17 protein-coding genes are annotated in these 15,843 nt (G+C 41.9%); 13 read left to right on the top strand and 4 right to left on the bottom strand.

Going from position 1 to position 15,843, the window contains the following annotated elements; genetic code table 11:
- Window positions 1-122: 122 nt before the first annotated feature.
- Entirely contained in the window at window positions 123-293 is a 171-nt protein-coding gene (locus H8716_RS18045) for a helix-turn-helix domain-containing protein (protein WP_408610884.1), read from the bottom strand.
- 161 nt (window positions 294-454) lie between these two features.
- Between H8716_RS18045 and H8716_RS05815 the strand changes: the two genes are divergently transcribed.
- Together H8716_RS05815 and H8716_RS05810 are read left to right on the top strand one after the other, a co-directional pair.
- Entirely contained in the window at window positions 455-628 is a 174-nt protein-coding gene (locus H8716_RS05815; RefSeq protein WP_249307633.1) for a hypothetical protein, read from the top strand.
- A gap of 250 nt (window positions 629-878) precedes the next feature.
- On the top strand, window positions 879-1,088 hold the full coding sequence (locus tag H8716_RS05810; protein ID WP_249307632.1) for a hypothetical protein: 210 nt from the start codon (window positions 879-881) through the stop codon (window positions 1,086-1,088).
- 118 nt (window positions 1,089-1,206) lie between these two features.
- Here H8716_RS05810 and H8716_RS05805 read toward each other — a convergent pair whose 3' ends face one another.
- Complete coding sequence (locus H8716_RS05805) at window positions 1,207-2,232, bottom strand: LacI family DNA-binding transcriptional regulator (RefSeq protein WP_249307631.1); 1,026 nt, start codon at window positions 2,230-2,232, stop codon at window positions 1,207-1,209.
- Window positions 2,233-2,487: 255 nt separating this feature from the next.
- On the opposite strand from H8716_RS05805, the gene H8716_RS05800 reads away from it, so the two are divergent.
- The 8 genes from H8716_RS05800 to H8716_RS05765 all read left to right on the top strand — a co-directional run bounded on the left by H8716_RS05800 (window position 2,488) and on the right by H8716_RS05765 (window position 10,829).
- Complete coding sequence (locus H8716_RS05800) at window positions 2,488-3,432, top strand: nucleoside hydrolase (RefSeq protein WP_249307630.1); 945 nt, start codon at window positions 2,488-2,490, stop codon at window positions 3,430-3,432.
- A gap of 29 nt (window positions 3,433-3,461) precedes the next feature.
- A complete protein-coding gene (locus H8716_RS05795) occupies window positions 3,462-4,508 on the top strand; it encodes a BMP family lipoprotein (protein WP_249307629.1) in 1,047 nt (348 codons plus the stop codon).
- A 78-nt stretch (window positions 4,509-4,586) separates the two neighbouring features.
- Complete coding sequence (locus tag H8716_RS05790) at window positions 4,587-6,125, top strand: ABC transporter ATP-binding protein (RefSeq protein ID WP_249307628.1); 1,539 nt, start codon at window positions 4,587-4,589, stop codon at window positions 6,123-6,125.
- 5 nt (window positions 6,126-6,130) lie between these two features.
- Window positions 6,131-7,210 (top strand): ABC transporter permease, encoded by a 1,080-nt coding sequence (locus H8716_RS05785; protein WP_249307627.1) that lies wholly within the window; start codon window positions 6,131-6,133, stop codon window positions 7,208-7,210.
- Window positions 7,201-8,124, top strand: a complete 924-nt coding sequence (locus H8716_RS05780) for an ABC transporter permease (RefSeq protein WP_249307709.1) — start codon at window positions 7,201-7,203, stop codon at window positions 8,122-8,124. Before H8716_RS05785 ends, H8716_RS05780 begins: the two co-directional genes overlap by 10 nt.
- Window positions 8,121-8,993, top strand: a complete 873-nt coding sequence (locus H8716_RS05775) for a ribokinase (RefSeq protein WP_330606478.1) — start codon at window positions 8,121-8,123, stop codon at window positions 8,991-8,993. The genes H8716_RS05780 and H8716_RS05775 overlap by 4 nt, the downstream gene beginning before the upstream one ends.
- Window positions 8,994-9,012: 19 nt before the next feature.
- A complete protein-coding gene (locus H8716_RS05770) occupies window positions 9,013-9,984 on the top strand; it encodes a nucleoside hydrolase (protein WP_249307626.1) in 972 nt (323 codons plus the stop codon).
- Window positions 9,981-10,829 (top strand): DMT family transporter, encoded by an 849-nt coding sequence (locus H8716_RS05765; RefSeq protein WP_249307625.1) that lies wholly within the window; start codon window positions 9,981-9,983, stop codon window positions 10,827-10,829. The genes H8716_RS05770 and H8716_RS05765 overlap by 4 nt, the downstream gene beginning before the upstream one ends.
- Window positions 10,830-10,940: 111 nt before the next feature.
- Here H8716_RS05765 and H8716_RS05760 read toward each other — a convergent pair whose 3' ends face one another.
- Window positions 10,941-11,822, bottom strand: coding sequence for a DMT family transporter (locus H8716_RS05760; RefSeq protein ID WP_249307624.1), 882 nt, complete (start codon window positions 11,820-11,822; stop codon window positions 10,941-10,943).
- A 176-nt stretch (window positions 11,823-11,998) separates the two neighbouring features.
- Here H8716_RS05760 and H8716_RS05755 point away from each other — a divergent pair, with 176 nt between their 5' ends.
- From H8716_RS05755 to H8716_RS05745, 3 genes are read left to right on the top strand one after another with little or no spacing between them, the layout of a single operon-like run.
- Window positions 11,999-12,553, top strand: a complete 555-nt coding sequence (locus H8716_RS05755) for an ECF-type riboflavin transporter substrate-binding protein (protein WP_249307623.1) — start codon at window positions 11,999-12,001, stop codon at window positions 12,551-12,553.
- An 11-nt stretch (window positions 12,554-12,564) separates the two neighbouring features.
- On the top strand, window positions 12,565-14,289 hold the full coding sequence (locus H8716_RS05750) for an ABC transporter ATP-binding protein (RefSeq protein WP_249307622.1): 1,725 nt from the start codon (window positions 12,565-12,567) through the stop codon (window positions 14,287-14,289).
- Window positions 14,267-15,091: an energy-coupling factor transporter transmembrane component T family protein gene (locus H8716_RS05745; RefSeq protein WP_249307621.1), complete on the top strand. Its 825-nt coding sequence runs from the start codon at window positions 14,267-14,269 to the stop codon at window positions 15,089-15,091. Before H8716_RS05750 ends, H8716_RS05745 begins: the two co-directional genes overlap by 23 nt.
- 366 nt (window positions 15,092-15,457) lie before the next feature.
- On the opposite strand, the gene H8716_RS05740 is transcribed toward H8716_RS05745, so the two are convergent.
- Window positions 15,458-15,826 (bottom strand): RidA family protein, encoded by a 369-nt coding sequence (locus H8716_RS05740; RefSeq protein ID WP_249307620.1) that lies wholly within the window; start codon window positions 15,824-15,826, stop codon window positions 15,458-15,460.
- Between the last annotated feature and the right edge of the window lie 17 nt (window positions 15,827-15,843).

The following is a 15,843-nucleotide window of genomic DNA, read 5'->3' as shown; positions in this document are numbered from 1 at the left end:
TGCGTTTTTTGTTACAGATCGTAGCTGTTCAGTACCCTCACAGATACATATACCAGATGTGATGATCTGTGTGATTATTATAACATATTTTAAGTTATTGTTCATGCCTGATTTTTTGTGTTTTACGATAATGTTTGTTTCTTTTTCCAGTGATACAGATACAAAACCTTGATAGACAGTAACGCGTATTCCCGTGTATAGGGATCAGATAAATCGTGATCAAGCATATCCTGAATCTTTCGAATACGGTACAGCACGGTGTTCCGATGCGTATAGCAGGCTAAATTTGGCAATAGTCTTGTAATTACAGGAGGATGGGATGCACGTGACAGACTGCTGGCACCAGATGTGACAGAAGAAGAAATATGTCAGTCAGTGAGGGATACGATGGATAATCTGCTGGCAGCATGTCAGAAAACCTGCAGGATCTGCACAGTAGTGGATGCCGGTTTATATGATAGAGAGCAATATCGTCTGGCTGGACGCCATGGAAGAACATCCGGTACCGGAAGTAGATGGATATGACTGGTGGGGTGTCAACTGGGGTATGGTGGAATCTGTCGGAGGTATGATTACCAAGCCGGGAACACGTACTATTTCTGACTTTCCCAACTGGAAAGAAGGGTAGAATGACCAGATCTTTCAGTAGTTGATTTCAAGACAGATGGTGAGAAGATCCAGAAAATGGCAGACTATAAGATTGAATCCTGTCAGAAGATATTTGATAACTATGGACGCGTGGATGGCGTACTGTATCATGACAGACATGAGATAGTAAAAAAATAAAGAAGGAGAGATCTCATGGCAAACAGTACGATATTTGATGATGTTTTTCAGACCATAAAAGAGAAAATGTCAGAAAGGAGCTGGGTGAGATTATGGATGGACAGGTTCTGGAACTGGAATCAGACAGACTGATAAAAAAGGGAGAGCAGATTGGATTAGAACGTGGCGAAGCGGTGGTGACAAATCTGGTAAAAAAATTGGTGGATGAGGATCGCATCGATGATCTGAAACGGATTGCCAGTGATACAGAATACCGCAGGAAACTGATGCGGGAAATGCAGGAGGATATCAAAGAAGAATAACAGAAAAGCCTGTCGGCAGAAAAACGGCAGGCTTTTAGAAGTTGATAAAAAAATTTATAGCTTCCCAATCATATTTTAGAAGTTTCATTCTCTTTCTGGCTGGGAGAGGGTGTTTTTATCAAATATCATTACGAATATCCCTGGTACTTTTTCTTACGATTAACTGCAGGTCAAATTCTTTTACCACTGGTTCATGGTCGGGATGTTCAGCTGCATGAATGAGGATTTCAGCAGTGGTTTGACCCATTTCATAAATTGGCTGATAAACGGTGGTGAGTGGTGGGTTAATAATAGATGAAGTGAAATTATCGTCGTAACCAACCACAGAAATGTCATCTGGGATTTTTAGATTATATTTATCCAGACTGTTATACACACCATAAGCCATCAAATCGTTAAAAGCAAAAACAGCAGTAAATTTTTGACTGATCAAATTATCGATAGCAACATATCCGGATTCATAGCTATAATTTCCTTCAAAAACCAGTGACGGATTCCAGTTAAGACCGGCATCCTCAAATGCTTTTTTACATCCAAGAATTCGGCTTGCAGAACCTTCCAGAAACTTTGGACCTGTAATAAAGGCAATTTCTGTATGTCCCAGAGAAATTAAATGTCTGGCAGCCATGTACCCACCTTTAAAATGATCAGAAATAACGGCATTTGCAGGTTTTCGATACCCTGTCATATCCATTTGCACCATCGGGATGCCATAGGACAGAATCAGATCACGGTTTTCGAGAAAAAGGGCAGATTGATTAGATGGAGTAGTGATAATGGAAATACCGTCCACATTTTTCGCATGCAGAGTTTCGATATATTGGCGTTCTTTTAACGGGTTATTATTTGTTGTACAAAAAAAGGCAGACCATCCTTTTGCCTGACAGGCATCTTCCATGCCTTTGGCATATTTTCCATAATAGTCATTTCGTATGTCAGGAATCAGTAAACCAAGTGTATAACTCCGGTTTGTTTTTAACAGAACAGCAGCAGAATTTGGTGTATAGCCCAGTTCTTCTGCTGTTTTTTTAATGCGTTCCCTTGTTTCTTCTGCTATTCTCGATGGGCGGTTATTCAGAACCAGTGAGACGGTTGCCGGAGAAACACCGGCAGCAGCAGCAATATCTTTGATTGTAACTTTCATATATTTACCTCATAAAATAATGTTTACCAAAAGTTTAACACATATTTTACCAAAAAGCAAATCAAAAATGATAGAAAGATCAATTGTGCAAGGTGAACAAAAAATTGAAAAATAATTTGTAATATGCGATAAAATAACAAAAAACAACATGGTAATGCTTGACTTTTTATTTTATCAATGATATTGTGAAAATACAAAAAGATAAAACGTTTTATCAAAAGTTTGGCATAGAATAGAAAGTAAGAGGAAACTAAGATGGATAAGAGAAGAAAAATTATTATTGACTGTGATCCAGGACACGATGATGCGGTAGCTATTATGCTGGCAGCAAGAAACCCAAAGCTGGAACTTCTTGGTATAACAACGGTAAGAGGCAATCAGACACTGGAAAAAGTAACCAGAAATGCGTTAAATATCTGCCAATATCTGAATATTGATGTTCCAGTCTGCAAAGGCCTGGCAGACGCGATTGTCCGCCCGTCCCTTCCAACAGAAGAGAGAGTACATGGAGACTCAGGATTGGATGGTCCGATATTTCCGCCACTGACTAAAGAACTGGATTCGAGACATGCGGTGGATTTTATTATTGAAACCGTACTGAATTCCGATGATAACGTAACACTGGTACCGACAGGTCCTTTGAGTAATATTGCAATGGCAATTAAGAGAGAACCGAGAATTTTGGAAAAAATTGATGAAATTGTTTTGATGGGAGGCTCTTATCAGCATGGAAATGTAACTCCGGCAGCAGAATTTAATATTATGGCTGATGCAGAAGCTGCCTATGTTGTATTTCACTGTGGCAGACCGGTTGTCATGATGGGACTGGATTTGACCAGACAGGCACTGTGCTATCCGGAAATCGTAGAAAGGATGTCTCATGTAAAGACAACCGGTGGAAAGTTATTCGTAGATCTGATGAAGTTCTTCTGTATGACCCAGAAACGTACCTTTGGATGGGAAGGAGGACCACTTCATGATCCGACAACCATTGCTTATCTGATTGATCCAACCTGTATGGAAGTAAAAGAAATGTATACGGAAATCGATATTTCCGGCGGATGCAGCCATGGACGTACCAACTGTGATGTATTTCATTTATCAGACAAGCCGATGAATTCGAAAGTTGCAATGAAGCTGGATGTAGAAAAATTCTGGGATATCGTAGAAGATAACCTGAAACGTTACGATAGTTTATAAAATCTATAATGTATGGGAGGAAATTCAAAATGAAGAGAAGAGTATTGGCAGCAGTGATGGCACTGACAATGGGTGTAATGGGAACAGGCGTGATGGCACAGGCCAGTGATAAAGAACCATTAAAAGTAGCATTGGTTTATTCAGGATTCTTGGGTGATAAATCTTTTAATGACCTGGCACATGACGGTGCACAGAAGGCAGCAGAAGATTTTGGTATTGAATTTCAGGAACTGGAATCCGGAGAAGCAGCAGACTGGGAAGCAAACTTTGTGGCAATGGCAGATGCAGGATATGACCTTGTTATTGGCGTATCTACACAGTTCCTTGAGATTATGAAAAAACACTGCCCAGATTATCCGGATACCAAATTTGCCATGATTGACGGCGTTTGTGATGCAGGCGACAATGTCGTTTCTACACTGTTTGCGCAGAATGAAGGTTCCTTCCTGGCTGGTGCAGCAGCAGCTATGCTGACCACCAAGACAGATATCCCTGGAATTAATGATCAGAAGATTATCGGATGGGTTGGCGGAATGGATATTCCGGTATTGCATGATTTTTATGTTGGATATGAACAAGGTGCAAAATATGTCGATCCTGATATTGAAATTCTGCAGTCCTTTGCAGGAACATTTACAGATGCACTGAAAGGAAAAGAACTGGCAACAGCTCAGATTAATCAGGGTGCTGATGTGGTTATGAATGTAGCAAATATTACCGGCATGGGAGTAATGGAAGCGGCAAGTGAACAGGGCGTCTATGCCATTGGGGTAGATACCAATCAGGATGATCTGTATCCGGGATCCGTCTTTACTTCCATGACCAAGAAGGTAGACAACTGTACCTATCAGATTATTCAGTCTGTTATAGATGGAACATTTGAAGGCGGCACATCTAGCTATATGGATCTGGCACATGATGGTGTTGGGCTGACAGACTTTGCTGTGATCAAAGAATCCCTGGGAGATCAGTTTCCGCAGGATATTGCAGACAAAGTGGAAGAACTGAAAGAAAAAATTGTCAGTGGTGAAATCGTGGTAGATTCTTATGAAGGATATGGAAAACCGCAGCAGTAAAACAAATGAGCAGTTTGAAAGCATTTTTTCCGGGAGAGCAACATCTCCCGGAAAAAGTGAAAAGAGGGCAGGATTACCATGAGTGCAGAAAATTATGTTGTAGAGATGGTAGATATTGAAAAAAACTTTGCAACTGTAAAAGCAGTAGATCATAGTTTTTTTAATTTGAAAAAGGGAGAAATTCATTCTCTAATCGGTGAAAATGGGGCTGGAAAATCGACCATGATGAAGATGTTGTATGGTTTGTATCAGCCAGATGCCGGTGTGATAAAGATTAACGGGGAAGAAATGCGTGATCTGACACCGGGAAAAGCAATTGAAAAAGGAATAGGAATGGTACATCAGGAGTTTATGCTGGTAAATGAACTGACGGTTCTGGAAAATGTAATTCTTGGATTTGAACCAAAAAAGGGTGTCACCATTGATTTTGATGAAGCAAGGAAAAAAATTCAGACTTACATAGATGACTATCATATGGAAATCCAGCCGGACAAACGGATTAATCAGATCTCCGTAGGAGAAGCACAGCGTGTGGAGATTATCAAAACGCTGTACCGTGGAGCAAATGTTCTCATCATGGATGAACCGACTGCGGTACTGACGCCACAGGAATGTGTAAAATTCTTTGAGATCCTTCAGGAATTGCGAAAAGACGGTAAATCGATTATTTTTATTTCGCATAAATTAAACGAAGTAATGGAGATCTCTGACAGGGTCAGTGTGATGAGAGCCGGAAAATACATCACTACCGTAGATAAAAAGGATACGAATCCAACAGATCTGGCCAAGCTGATGGTGGGAAGAGACGTGAATCTGCATATAAAATCAGGAAATGCAGTAAAACCGGGAGAAGTTGTATTAAAAGTAGACAATCTCTGGACCTCCGGAGAAAAGGAAATCTCCAAGATACGAGGTATATCCTTTGAGGTACGTGCAGGAGAGACCGTTGGAATCGCCGGAGTAGATGGAAATGGACAAAGTGAGCTGATTGAAGCTATTACCGGACTTCGGAAAGTGGAAAAAGGAACGGTAACATTAAGTGGTAAGGATATCACAAATTTTGCTCCGAAAAAAGCAAGAGAAGCCGGGTTAAGCCACATTCCGGAAGAACGTAATGTGCGCGGACTGAACCGTTCTATGTCTATTGAAGATAATCTGGTGGCATTAAAGTTTGATCTGGAGCCATTTACAAAACATTATACCAGAAATAAAAAAGAGGTACGGAAGTTCGCAGAGGATCTGATTGAGAAATTTGATATTCGACCAAAGAAGGCGGATGTCATTACCCAGTCCTTATCTGGTGGAAACGCACAGAAAATTGTTATTGCCAGGGAAGTAGATGCCGGTGGGGACTTGCTGATTGCGGCACAGCCAACCAGAGGTGTGGATATTGGAGCCATTGAATCTATCCGGACCACACTGGAAAATGTAAAAAAAGACGGAAAAGCTATACTTCTGGTCTCGGCAGATCTGGATGAAGTCATGGATATGTCAGACCGTATCGTAGTAATGTACGAGGGAAAAATTACCGGAATTTTGAATGCGAAAGATGCGACAAAAGAAGAAGTCGGTCTGTATATGCTGGGTCAGGCAGAGCAAGACAGAAAGGAGTCGTAGATAAAATGGAAAAAGAAAAATCCAATCGTTATGTTACGTTATTATTAACTCTAATTTTATCTATGGTTGTAGGAGCTATTTTTATGTGGCTGGTAGGATATCATCCACTGGATGCTTATGTACAGCTTTTTAAAGGTGCGTTTATCGGAAAGGTAAATCTGGGAACCACACTTCAAAAATTTGTGCCGATTCTCCTGACAGGTCTTGGATTTGCAGTCGCAGCAAAGGTAGACTGCTTTAATGCCGGAATTGAGGGCGAATTGTACCTGGGTGCCATGGCAGCAGCCTGGGCAGGACATTATGTCACATTTTTACCGGGAATTTTACATATCCTGTTTTGTTTTCTGGTGGCAATGGTGGTCGGAGCATTATGGGCTGCTATCCCTGCTATCTTAAAAGTAAAATGGAATGTCAATGAAATCTGTGTATGTATTCTTTCCACTTATGTGGCAAAGTACTTCTGTTCCTGGTTATGTAACGGACCGCTGACAGCAGGAAGTGGAATCCCACAGACACCAAATATTACTGATGATGCAGTTCTTCCTAAGATTTTGGCACCGAGCCAGGCGAATTTTGGATTGTTTATTGCTATTGCGATTATCTTTTTCATTGGTTGGATGATTTACAAATCTGCGGTTGGCATGAAGTTTCAGATGGTTGGACTGAATAAGAAGAATGCAGAATATCTGGGAATTAATGTGAAAAAAGTAGTGATTCAGGGTATGATGGTTTCGGGAGCGCTTGGTGGAATTGCAGGTGCAATCGAGGTAATGGGTGCTTATGGATATTTCCTGGACAATTTCTCACTGAACATTGCCAATGATGGTATGCTGGCATCTCTTATTGTATGGAATGATATTTTACTGGTTCCGGTTATGTCACTGTTCGTAGCAGCATTAAAGGCCGGTGCACTTTCTATGGAACGTTTTGCAGGAGTGCCAAGATCTATCGTAGATACGATTACGGCGGTATTTATCATTTTTGCAACAATGGAAACCTTATTTCAGGTTTCAAAAGGCAGATTTGCAGGATGGAAACAGAAAAAACAGGGAAACAGCAAATCTGAAGGGGGAAAATCGATATGAGTAAAATATTTGATTTGACACTGATTTATGCAACCATTCGTTCAGCAACACCGATTTTGTTTGCAGCACTTTGCTGTACCATTACACAGCAGGCAGATATCTTAAATATCGGTACCGAAGGTATTATGCTGACATCATCTTTTGTAGCAGTTCTGACCAGTGTTCTGACAGGAAGCTGGATGATCGCCATCCTTATGGCAATTGTAAGCGGTGTAGTGATGGCCTTGATTATGGCAGTAGCGAATATTAAATATTCTGCTAACATCTGTGCAATCGGTATGGCAATTAATATGTTTGCACTGGCGATTACCAAATTTGGAATCAAGCGTTTCCTTGGAACATCCGGTACCTATTCCGGACCGGATATTGTGGGGATTCCACGAATCCATGTTGCGGCATTTGATAACAATGTCTTTTTAAACGAGGTATTCAATAACTGGTGTATTACGGAAGTGTTAGGAATTATCATGGTTATTGTAATGTGGTTCCTGTTATTCCGCACCGCCTGGGGACTTCGTGTCAGATGCGTTGGAAGATTCCCAATGGCTGCAGAGACAGCAGGTATTAATGTTCGGAGATTAAAATATCAGGTTATGATCATCTCTGGTGTGATGGGCGGTCTGGCAGGCGCACACCTGACGCTGGGATATTCCAAGATGTTTGCGGAAAATATCACGAATGGACGCGGGTTCATGGGTATTGCAGCCATGAACTTTGGAGCACAGAACCCGATTCTGGTATGGGGTGGAACATTAATTTTCGGATGCATTGACTCCATTGGAGCAAGACTGCAGTCTTATGGTATCCCTTCACAATTTATATTGATGCTTCCTTATATTTTCACAATTACCGTATTGGTACTTGCCATGTGGAGAAAAACAACCAGTGAAGCAAGAAAGAAGAGTGCACTGTGAGAACAAGAGTATTGAATTTTGGATCATTGAATATGGATCATGTATATCAGGTAAATCATTTTGTAATGCCGGGAGAGACGATCTCTTCTGGCAGCCTGCAGCATTTCTGCGGCGGTAAGGGGCTGAATCAGTCCATTGCCCTGGCAAGAGCCGGAGCCTGTGTTTCTCATGCGGGAGCCATCGGACAGGATGGACTGATACTGAAAGAACAGCTGGAAAAGGATGGCGCAGATGTTACCTGTTTACAGATTCGGGAAGAGGTCGGAACCGGTCATGCTATCATTCAGGTGGATGAAAATGGTCAGAATTGTATTATTTTATATGGAGGAGCCAACCAGAGCATTACCAGAGAGCAGGTGGATGATACACTGAGCTATTTTGAAAAAGGTGATATTATTCTGCTGCAAAATGAGATCAATGAGTTAGCATATATTATGGAACAGGCAGGAAAAAAAGGACTTCGTATTTTCCTGAATCCTTCTCCGTGTGATGAAAAGATCAAAAACCTGCCTCTGGAGCTGGTAGATACCTTTCTGTTAAATGAAGTGGAAGGGGAACAGATTACCGGAAAAAAAGAGGCCATTCTGGATGCGCTGAAGGAAATATTTCCACAGGCACATATTGTCTTGACGCTGGGAAGTAAAGGGGCACTGTATGCGGATCAGAATCAGCAGGTATTCCGTCCGGCAGAGAAAGTAAAGACAGTGGATACCACAGCAGCAGGTGATACCTTTACCGGATATTATATTGCAGCAGTCAGCGAAGGAAAAACGGTGGAAGAAGCGCTGGCTCTGGCAACAAGAGCGGCAGCAGTTGCCGTAACCAGGCAGGGAGCGGTACCATCCATTCCGTATAGGCAGGAATTGTGACAGCAGAAAGGAGAAAAGTATGAAAAAAGTAATTCTTGATGTGGATACCGGATCAGATGATGCCATAGCAATTATGATGGCTGTATTATCCGGAAAACTGGATATTCTTGGAATTACCGTAACATGGGGAAACAGACCAGTAGAGGATTGTGTAGAAAATACACTAAAAGTATTGGAACTTCTTGGAAAGAGAATTCCGGTATACCGTGGATGTCCTCAAGCGATGGTGAGATATCTTACCAGGCAGAGAAATGCAGCATTGGATAAAGATGGAATTAGCATTACACTGGATGGGGAAGAATATACAGTTCATCCATCCAGTTTTCCATTACCGGAACCACGGGAAAAAGAACAGGATGAACATGCCTGCTCATTTCTTGTGAATACAGTAAAAGAGAGCAAAGAAAAAATAACGCTGATTTCGGTTGGACCGTTAACGAATCTGGGAATGGCACTGAGAATGTGTCCAGAAATGAAAGATCATATTGAAAAGATTGTAATCATGGGTGGAGGAGTGCATAAAGGAAATATTACACCTTGTGCAGAAGCCAATTTTTATCATGATCCGGAAGCTGCAAAAATTGTGTTGGAAAGTGGAATACCATGTGATGTAATACCATTGAATGCGACCCATTCAGCTGAAATATCACTGGATGATGCTGCAGAGCTGGAAGCAACTGGAAAAGCAGCGGCAGTGTTTGCAGCAAGTCTGATACGTCAGAGAATTGATGCTTTAGAGAAAATGAAAGCAGGAAATGGATATTCAGATGCGATTCATGATGCATTGGCAGTGGCAAGTTTACTGGATGATAAAGTAATAGAAACGTGGGAAACAAAAGCATTTGATATTGATATTAACGGAGGTGCCGGGGATGGTGCGCTTATCATAGATGATCGTATGAATGCAGAAGCAGAATTTCCCGTACGGTTTGCCATGAAAGCAAATAAAGAAATATTCTTTGATATGATGAAAGAAATGTTAAGCAGATGATCTATTTATTATTAACTTTACTTGGCAGTTGTGGAATTTCTTATGGTTTTAAACTGGCCAGCATCAAGAAGACAGATCAGGATTATATTGTGTTTTTCAATTACCTGACCGCATTGCTGGGCATGGCGTTATACTGGTTACTTGGTCAGAAAGGCAGAATAACAGACCTGAAAAATGGTTCGATGATCCTGCTTGCCATAGCATTGATGCTTTTTATGTTCAGCAACCTTTCAGAAAATAATGCCAGCACAGATAAGAACGGTATTAACAGTACCACATTCTTTGGCAGAATTGGTTTTTTGCCGTGTATACTGCTGTCAGCAGTAATCTGGAAAGATCTTCCGGATATATGGCAGATTATTGGAATGGTGATTCTCGTTGGAAGCCTGATGTTTATGTTAAAAGACATGAAGCATGTAAAGAGTGAGAATCTCTGGATGCTGTTTAGTCTGACTTTCACCAGTGGAATGGTATCTTTACTGAATATTGTATACGGAAAATATTTTTCAGGAGAAACGGAAGTATTGTTCTTAACGGCAGTTTTCTTTCTGGCTGCAGTATTGGCGGCAGTGGTGCTCCTGGCAAAAGGAAAAATACCATGGAAATGCGGAAAAAATGATTTTTCTGTGGGAATATTTATCGGATTATCGAATATTTTCACTACACTGTTTATGCTGAAAAGCTATACGGCAGTCAGCGCCAATATTGTAGCACCAACCACAGCAGCAGGAAATATGATTTTTGCGGCTGTCATCGGAAAAGTGATGTTTAAGGAAGAGGTAAACAAAAATACAGTAATCGCACTTGTCATGGCAATTGCAAGTGTGATACTGGTGAATGTTTAATACAAAAGCTTCAGAAAACTGATGCGGGAAATGCAGGAAGATATCAAAGAAGCATAACAGAAAAGCCTGTCGGCAGAAAAACGGCAGGCTTTTAAAAGTTGATATATACGTCTATTCTTGTGTGGTATGCCGTTTGTTATACAGGAACATGAACAGGGATGCTCCGATAATCAGAACATAGCCCAGGAAACTGAGTACATCCGGGATCTCTCCAAAGAACAGAAATCCAAGGATTGCTGTGAAGATGATCTGGCTGTAGTCGTAGATGGAGATCTCCCTTGCCGGAGCACATTTGTATGCTGCAGTAATGGAGAACTGACCACAGGCAGCGCCCAGTCCTGCCCCGATCAGGATCAAAATTTGTTTCGGTGTAGGCATTACAAAATGAGTGGCGATCCACGGAATGACGATCAGGGTGGAGAAGGCGGAAAAATAAAATACAATCACAGGTCCCTTCATATCATACATACCCATTTTGCGTACCATAGTATAGGCAATACCGGCACCTAAGCCACCCAGGACGCCCATCAGGGCAGGAAACAGTTCTACATTCTGAAATCCCGGCTTTACAATACACAGACATCCGAAAAAGGCAAGGATCAGGCAGAAGAACTGAATCGGTTTAATCTTTTCTTTTAAAATAAAGTAGGAAAAGATAATGGCAAAAAACGGAGACAGTTTGTTTAAGATATTTGCATTGGCAAGCAGCAGATGATCAATCGCATAAAAGTTACACAGAATACCGGTTGTTCCGCATGCACAGCGGATAAACAATGGAAAACGGCATTCTTTTTTGACAGTAAGCGGTACTTTATCACGGATCAGCACTCCGGCAGCGAAGATGGCGGCAACCAGATTCCGGAAAAAGCTCTTTTCCACAGAAGGCAGATCACCGGAGAGACGGACGAAAAAGCTCATAAATCCGAATCCAAGGGCAGCCAGCAGAATAAACAGGATGCCTTTTACATAATTATCATTTTTTGTCTCAGTCATATCTTATCACACTTTCTAAAAAAATATCCCGCTAAAACAGGAGAAATTACCTCAACAGTATACTACCGGAAAAAGGCAGAAGTCAATTCAAGAATACCACAGGTAAGGTTGTATTTTGAATAAAAATTTGCTATAGTAGCATTGATTTAAAGTATAAAAAGGAGGAGATCGTTGTTATGAAATCAAAGTTTGGCATCAAAGAGGTAGTTGCAACAGGTATTGGAACTGCGTTGTTTGTGGTACTGACCACTGTGCAGATTCCGCTGGGATTTATTCCGAACACTGCACTGCAGCCAAGAGCCGCACTTCTGGCATTTTTTGCGGCAGTATTTGGACCGGTAGTTGGTGGCATCATGGGGCTCCTGGGACATGCTCTTGGTGATGCTTTGTTTTATGGAAGCGTATGGTGGAGCTGGGTATTCCCAGATGCACTGTTTGGCATCATTGTGGGCTTATTTTCATCTTATTTCTCCATCAAAGAAGGTGGATTTGCAAAGAAAGAAGCCATCCGTTTTAATGTCATTCAGATCATTGGCAATGCCCTTGCATGGATCGTTGTAGCACCATTGCTGGATATTTTAATCTATGCAGAGCCGGCAAAGAAAGTGTTTGTTCAGGGATTTTTCGCATTCCTCGGCAATATCATTGTAGTGGGAATTCTGGGAACCCTGCTGGCATTGGGTTATGCAAAGATTGGCGGCAAGTCATCCAGCCTGTCAAAAGAAGATTAGGAATATAAAATATGGAACCGATTATAGAATTTTGCGATTATTCATTTAAATACAGGGCTCAGAAGGAGCCTACCTTAAAGGAAATCAATCTGAAGATCTATCCAGGTGAAAAGGTTCTCATTGTAGGTCCGTCCGGTTCCGGGAAATCGACACTGGCTCATTGTCTCAATGGGCTGGTGCCTTTTTCGTATCCGGGAGAAAGCAGCGGATCACTGAAGATTAAAGGAAAAGATCCGAAAGAAGAGGGCATTTTCGGAATGTCCAAGCTGGTGGGAACGGTATTACAGGATACAGATGGACAGTTTATTGGGCTGACAGTTGCAGAAGATATTGCGTTCTCACTGGAAAATGAGTGTACAGATCAGAAAGAGATGGTGCAGCGGGTAAATGAGACCGCAAGAGAACTGGATCTGGAAAAGCTTCTGGATCATGCCCCGGGAGAACTGTCAGGAGGACAGAAGCAGAGAGTCTCCATGGCAGGAGTGATGATTGACCGGGTGGAGATTCTGTTATTTGACGAGCCGCTGGCGAATCTGGATCCTGCCAGTGGAAAACGCACGATAGGTCTGATTGACCGTATTCAGAAAAATGATCATACAACAATCGTTATCATTGAGCATCGTCTGGAAGATGTGCTCTACCGGGATGTAGACCGGATTGTAGTAGTTGGAGATGGAAAAATTGTGGCAGATATGACACCGGATGCACTTCTGGCAGCTTCTGTGCTGGAACAGGAAGGAATCCGGGAGCCGTTGTATTTGACTGCATGTAAATATATGGGAATACCTGTAACAGAAGAGCGCAAACCACAGCATGTGGAAAGCTTTGATCTTGCCGGTATGGAAGAAAAGGCGCGGCAGTGGTATCAGAAGACCGCATGGGTACCGCGTCAGACAGATACAGAAGAACTTCTGGAAGTGAAAAATGTATCTTTCGGGTATACCGAAGGACAACAAGTACTGCGAAATGTCAGTTTGAAGGTAAAAAAGGGAGAAATGCTGAGTATTGTCGGAAAGAACGGCGCAGGAAAATCTACCCTGTCCAGTCTGATCTGCGGATTCCTGCAGACGGCGGATGGCAGCATCTGTTATCGAGGCTTCGATATGAAGAACTGGAGCATCAAAGAACGGGGCGAAAAGATCGGATTCGTGATGCAGAGTCCGAATCAGATGATTTCCAAAGCTATGATTTTTGATGAGGTAGCTCTGGGACTGGTGATCCGTCAGGTACCGGAAGAGGAGATAAAAGAAAGGGTACATCATGCACTGAAGATCTGTGGACTGTATGAGATGCGGAACTGGCCGGTGTCTGCTTTAAGCTTCGGACAAAAAAAGAGAGTGACCATAGCTTCCATTCTGGTAATGGAACCGGAGATGATCATTCTCGATGAGCCGACGGCAGGACAGGATTACCGTCATTACACAGAGATTATGGAATTCCTGAAAAAATTAAATCAGGAATCCGGTATTACGATTATGATGATTACTCATGATATGCATCTGATGCTGGAGTACACAGACCGTGCCATTGTGCTGGCAGATGGTCAGATTCTGACAGATGACACTCCGGCTGCGATCCTGACGGATGAGCATCTGGCAGAGCAGGCGAATCTGAAAAAAACATCCCTGTATGATCTTGCCGTAAAATGTGGAATAACAGATGCGTCAGGATTCGTAGAGCGTTTTATTCAGTATGACAGGAAGGAGAGAGAACATGTCCAGAATTCTGAAATATGAACAGAAAAACACCTGGATTGACGAACTGACAGGTGTCACAAAGCTGCTGTTCTTTCTGCTGTGGTCCATAGTCAGTATGATTACGTATGATACCAGAGTACTTCTGGTCATGCTGCTGTTTAGCGTTGTGATTTTTAAGATGTCAGAGATCAGCTGGAAACAGGTGGGAACTGTATTCAAATTCATTTTATTGTTTTTGTGCCTGAATCTGATTGTGATCTTCTTTTTTTCACCGTATCAGGGTAGTAAGATCTATGGAACAAGAACGGAGATTTGCCATTTGTTTGGCAGCTACGCAATGACAAAGGAACAGTTATTTTATGAATTCAATATCATGATCAAGTATTTCACAGTGGCTCCTGCAGTGCTGATGTTTATCTGTACGACGAACCCAAGTGAGTTTGCAGCCTCATTAAACAGGATTGGAATACCGTATCATGTAGGATATTCTGTGGCAATTGCACTGCGCTACATTCCGGATGTGCAGGAAGATTTTACCAGAATCAAGAACGCACAGGCAGCCAGAGGAATCGAGATGTCCAGTAAGGCATCCTTGTTTTCCAGAATCAAAAATACAGCAACTATTTTGCTGCCGTTGATTTTTACCGGTATGGAGCGAATCGATACCATCAGCAATGCCATGGAACTGAGACGGTTTGGACTGCACAAAAAAAGAACCTGGTATTCCGAAAGACCGTTGAAAGCTGCAGATTATGCAGTCATGGTCTTCCTGGTGGTATTCAGTGTGGGGGCACTGATACTCACCTTCCGGAATGGAAGCAGGTTCTATAATCCATTCTAATTTACTCCCCAAGGCAGTGGTTTCATGTAATCATGGAATGCTGCCTTTTTGCATGCGTACTGTCTATGGTTATGACCGCAGCTCATATTTGTTTTGCTACTCGCCTTTCGAATGCCTGTTACCGCCCTTCGCTTTAACTCGCTTCGCTCAGACAAGACGCTCGCGGGCGGGCATTTTCTCAAGGCTCGCTTAACGCAAAACTGCAAAAGATCTGCTTGTCATAAACCATAGACATTCACGCATTGTAAAGTATTTGTATTCCATGATTTACATGAAATACACTTGCCTTGTATGCCACGCCCAATGCCGTGGCAGGATCCTCAATGACGATACTTTATCGAATAAAGGAAAGTGAGTATCGTACAATCATTTTATGGCAATCGCTTCGATTTCACACAATACACCTTTTGGTAATTCTTTTACTGCAACACAACTCCTGGCAGGATTAGAAACAAAATATGTTTCATATACTTTGTTAAAAGCAGCAAAATCATTCATATCAGCAAGATAACATGTTGTCTTTATTACCTTTTCAAAACAGCTTCCTGCGGCATCAAGAATGGCACCTACATTTTTACAACTGTTTTCAGCTTGTGCAGAAATATCATCTGGAATCTGGTTAGTTTCAGGATTTACAGGTATCTGACCGGAAGTGAAAATAAAGTTATTTACTGCATACCCCTGAGAGTAAGGACCTATGGCAGCAGGTGCTTTTTCGGTATAAATTTTTAACATATGCAAATCATCTCCTT

Origin of the sequence: Jingyaoa shaoxingensis, from assembly GCF_014385005.1 — a bacterium.
Classification (GTDB): Bacteria; Bacillota; Clostridia; order Lachnospirales; family Lachnospiraceae; genus Marvinbryantia; species Marvinbryantia shaoxingensis.
This window is presented reverse-complemented; position numbering and strand designations above follow the sequence as displayed.

Excerpts from the sequence above, each read along its gene's own strand:
- H8716_RS05810 (WP_249307632.1), top strand. The coding sequence starts at position 879 with ATGGATGGACAGGTTCTGGAACTGGAATCAGACAGACTGATAAAAAAG.
- H8716_RS05760 (WP_249307624.1), bottom strand. The coding sequence starts at position 11,822 with ATGACTGAGACAAAAAATGATAATTATGTAAAAGGCATCCTGTTTATT.
- H8716_RS05800 (WP_249307630.1), top strand. The coding sequence starts at position 2,488 with ATGGATAAGAGAAGAAAAATTATTATTGACTGTGATCCAGGACACGAT.
- H8716_RS05750 (WP_249307622.1), top strand. The coding sequence starts at position 12,565 with ATGGAACCGATTATAGAATTTTGCGATTATTCATTTAAATACAGGGCT.
- H8716_RS05765 (WP_249307625.1), top strand. The coding sequence starts at position 9,981 with ATGATCTATTTATTATTAACTTTACTTGGCAGTTGTGGAATTTCTTAT.
- H8716_RS05815 (WP_249307633.1), top strand. The coding sequence starts at position 455 with ATGATAGAGAGCAATATCGTCTGGCTGGACGCCATGGAAGAACATCCG.
- H8716_RS05805 (WP_249307631.1), bottom strand. The coding sequence starts at position 2,232 with ATGAAAGTTACAATCAAAGATATTGCTGCTGCTGCCGGTGTTTCTCCG.
- H8716_RS05790 (WP_249307628.1), top strand. The coding sequence starts at position 4,587 with ATGAGTGCAGAAAATTATGTTGTAGAGATGGTAGATATTGAAAAAAAC.
- H8716_RS05740 (WP_249307620.1), bottom strand. The coding sequence starts at position 15,826 with ATGTTAAAAATTTATACCGAAAAAGCACCTGCTGCCATAGGTCCTTAC.
- H8716_RS05785 (WP_249307627.1), top strand. The coding sequence starts at position 6,131 with ATGGAAAAAGAAAAATCCAATCGTTATGTTACGTTATTATTAACTCTA.
- H8716_RS05755 (WP_249307623.1), top strand. The coding sequence starts at position 11,999 with ATGAAATCAAAGTTTGGCATCAAAGAGGTAGTTGCAACAGGTATTGGA.
- H8716_RS05770 (WP_249307626.1), top strand. The coding sequence starts at position 9,013 with ATGAAAAAAGTAATTCTTGATGTGGATACCGGATCAGATGATGCCATA.
- H8716_RS05795 (WP_249307629.1), top strand. The coding sequence starts at position 3,462 with ATGAAGAGAAGAGTATTGGCAGCAGTGATGGCACTGACAATGGGTGTA.
- H8716_RS05745 (WP_249307621.1), top strand. The coding sequence starts at position 14,267 with ATGTCCAGAATTCTGAAATATGAACAGAAAAACACCTGGATTGACGAA.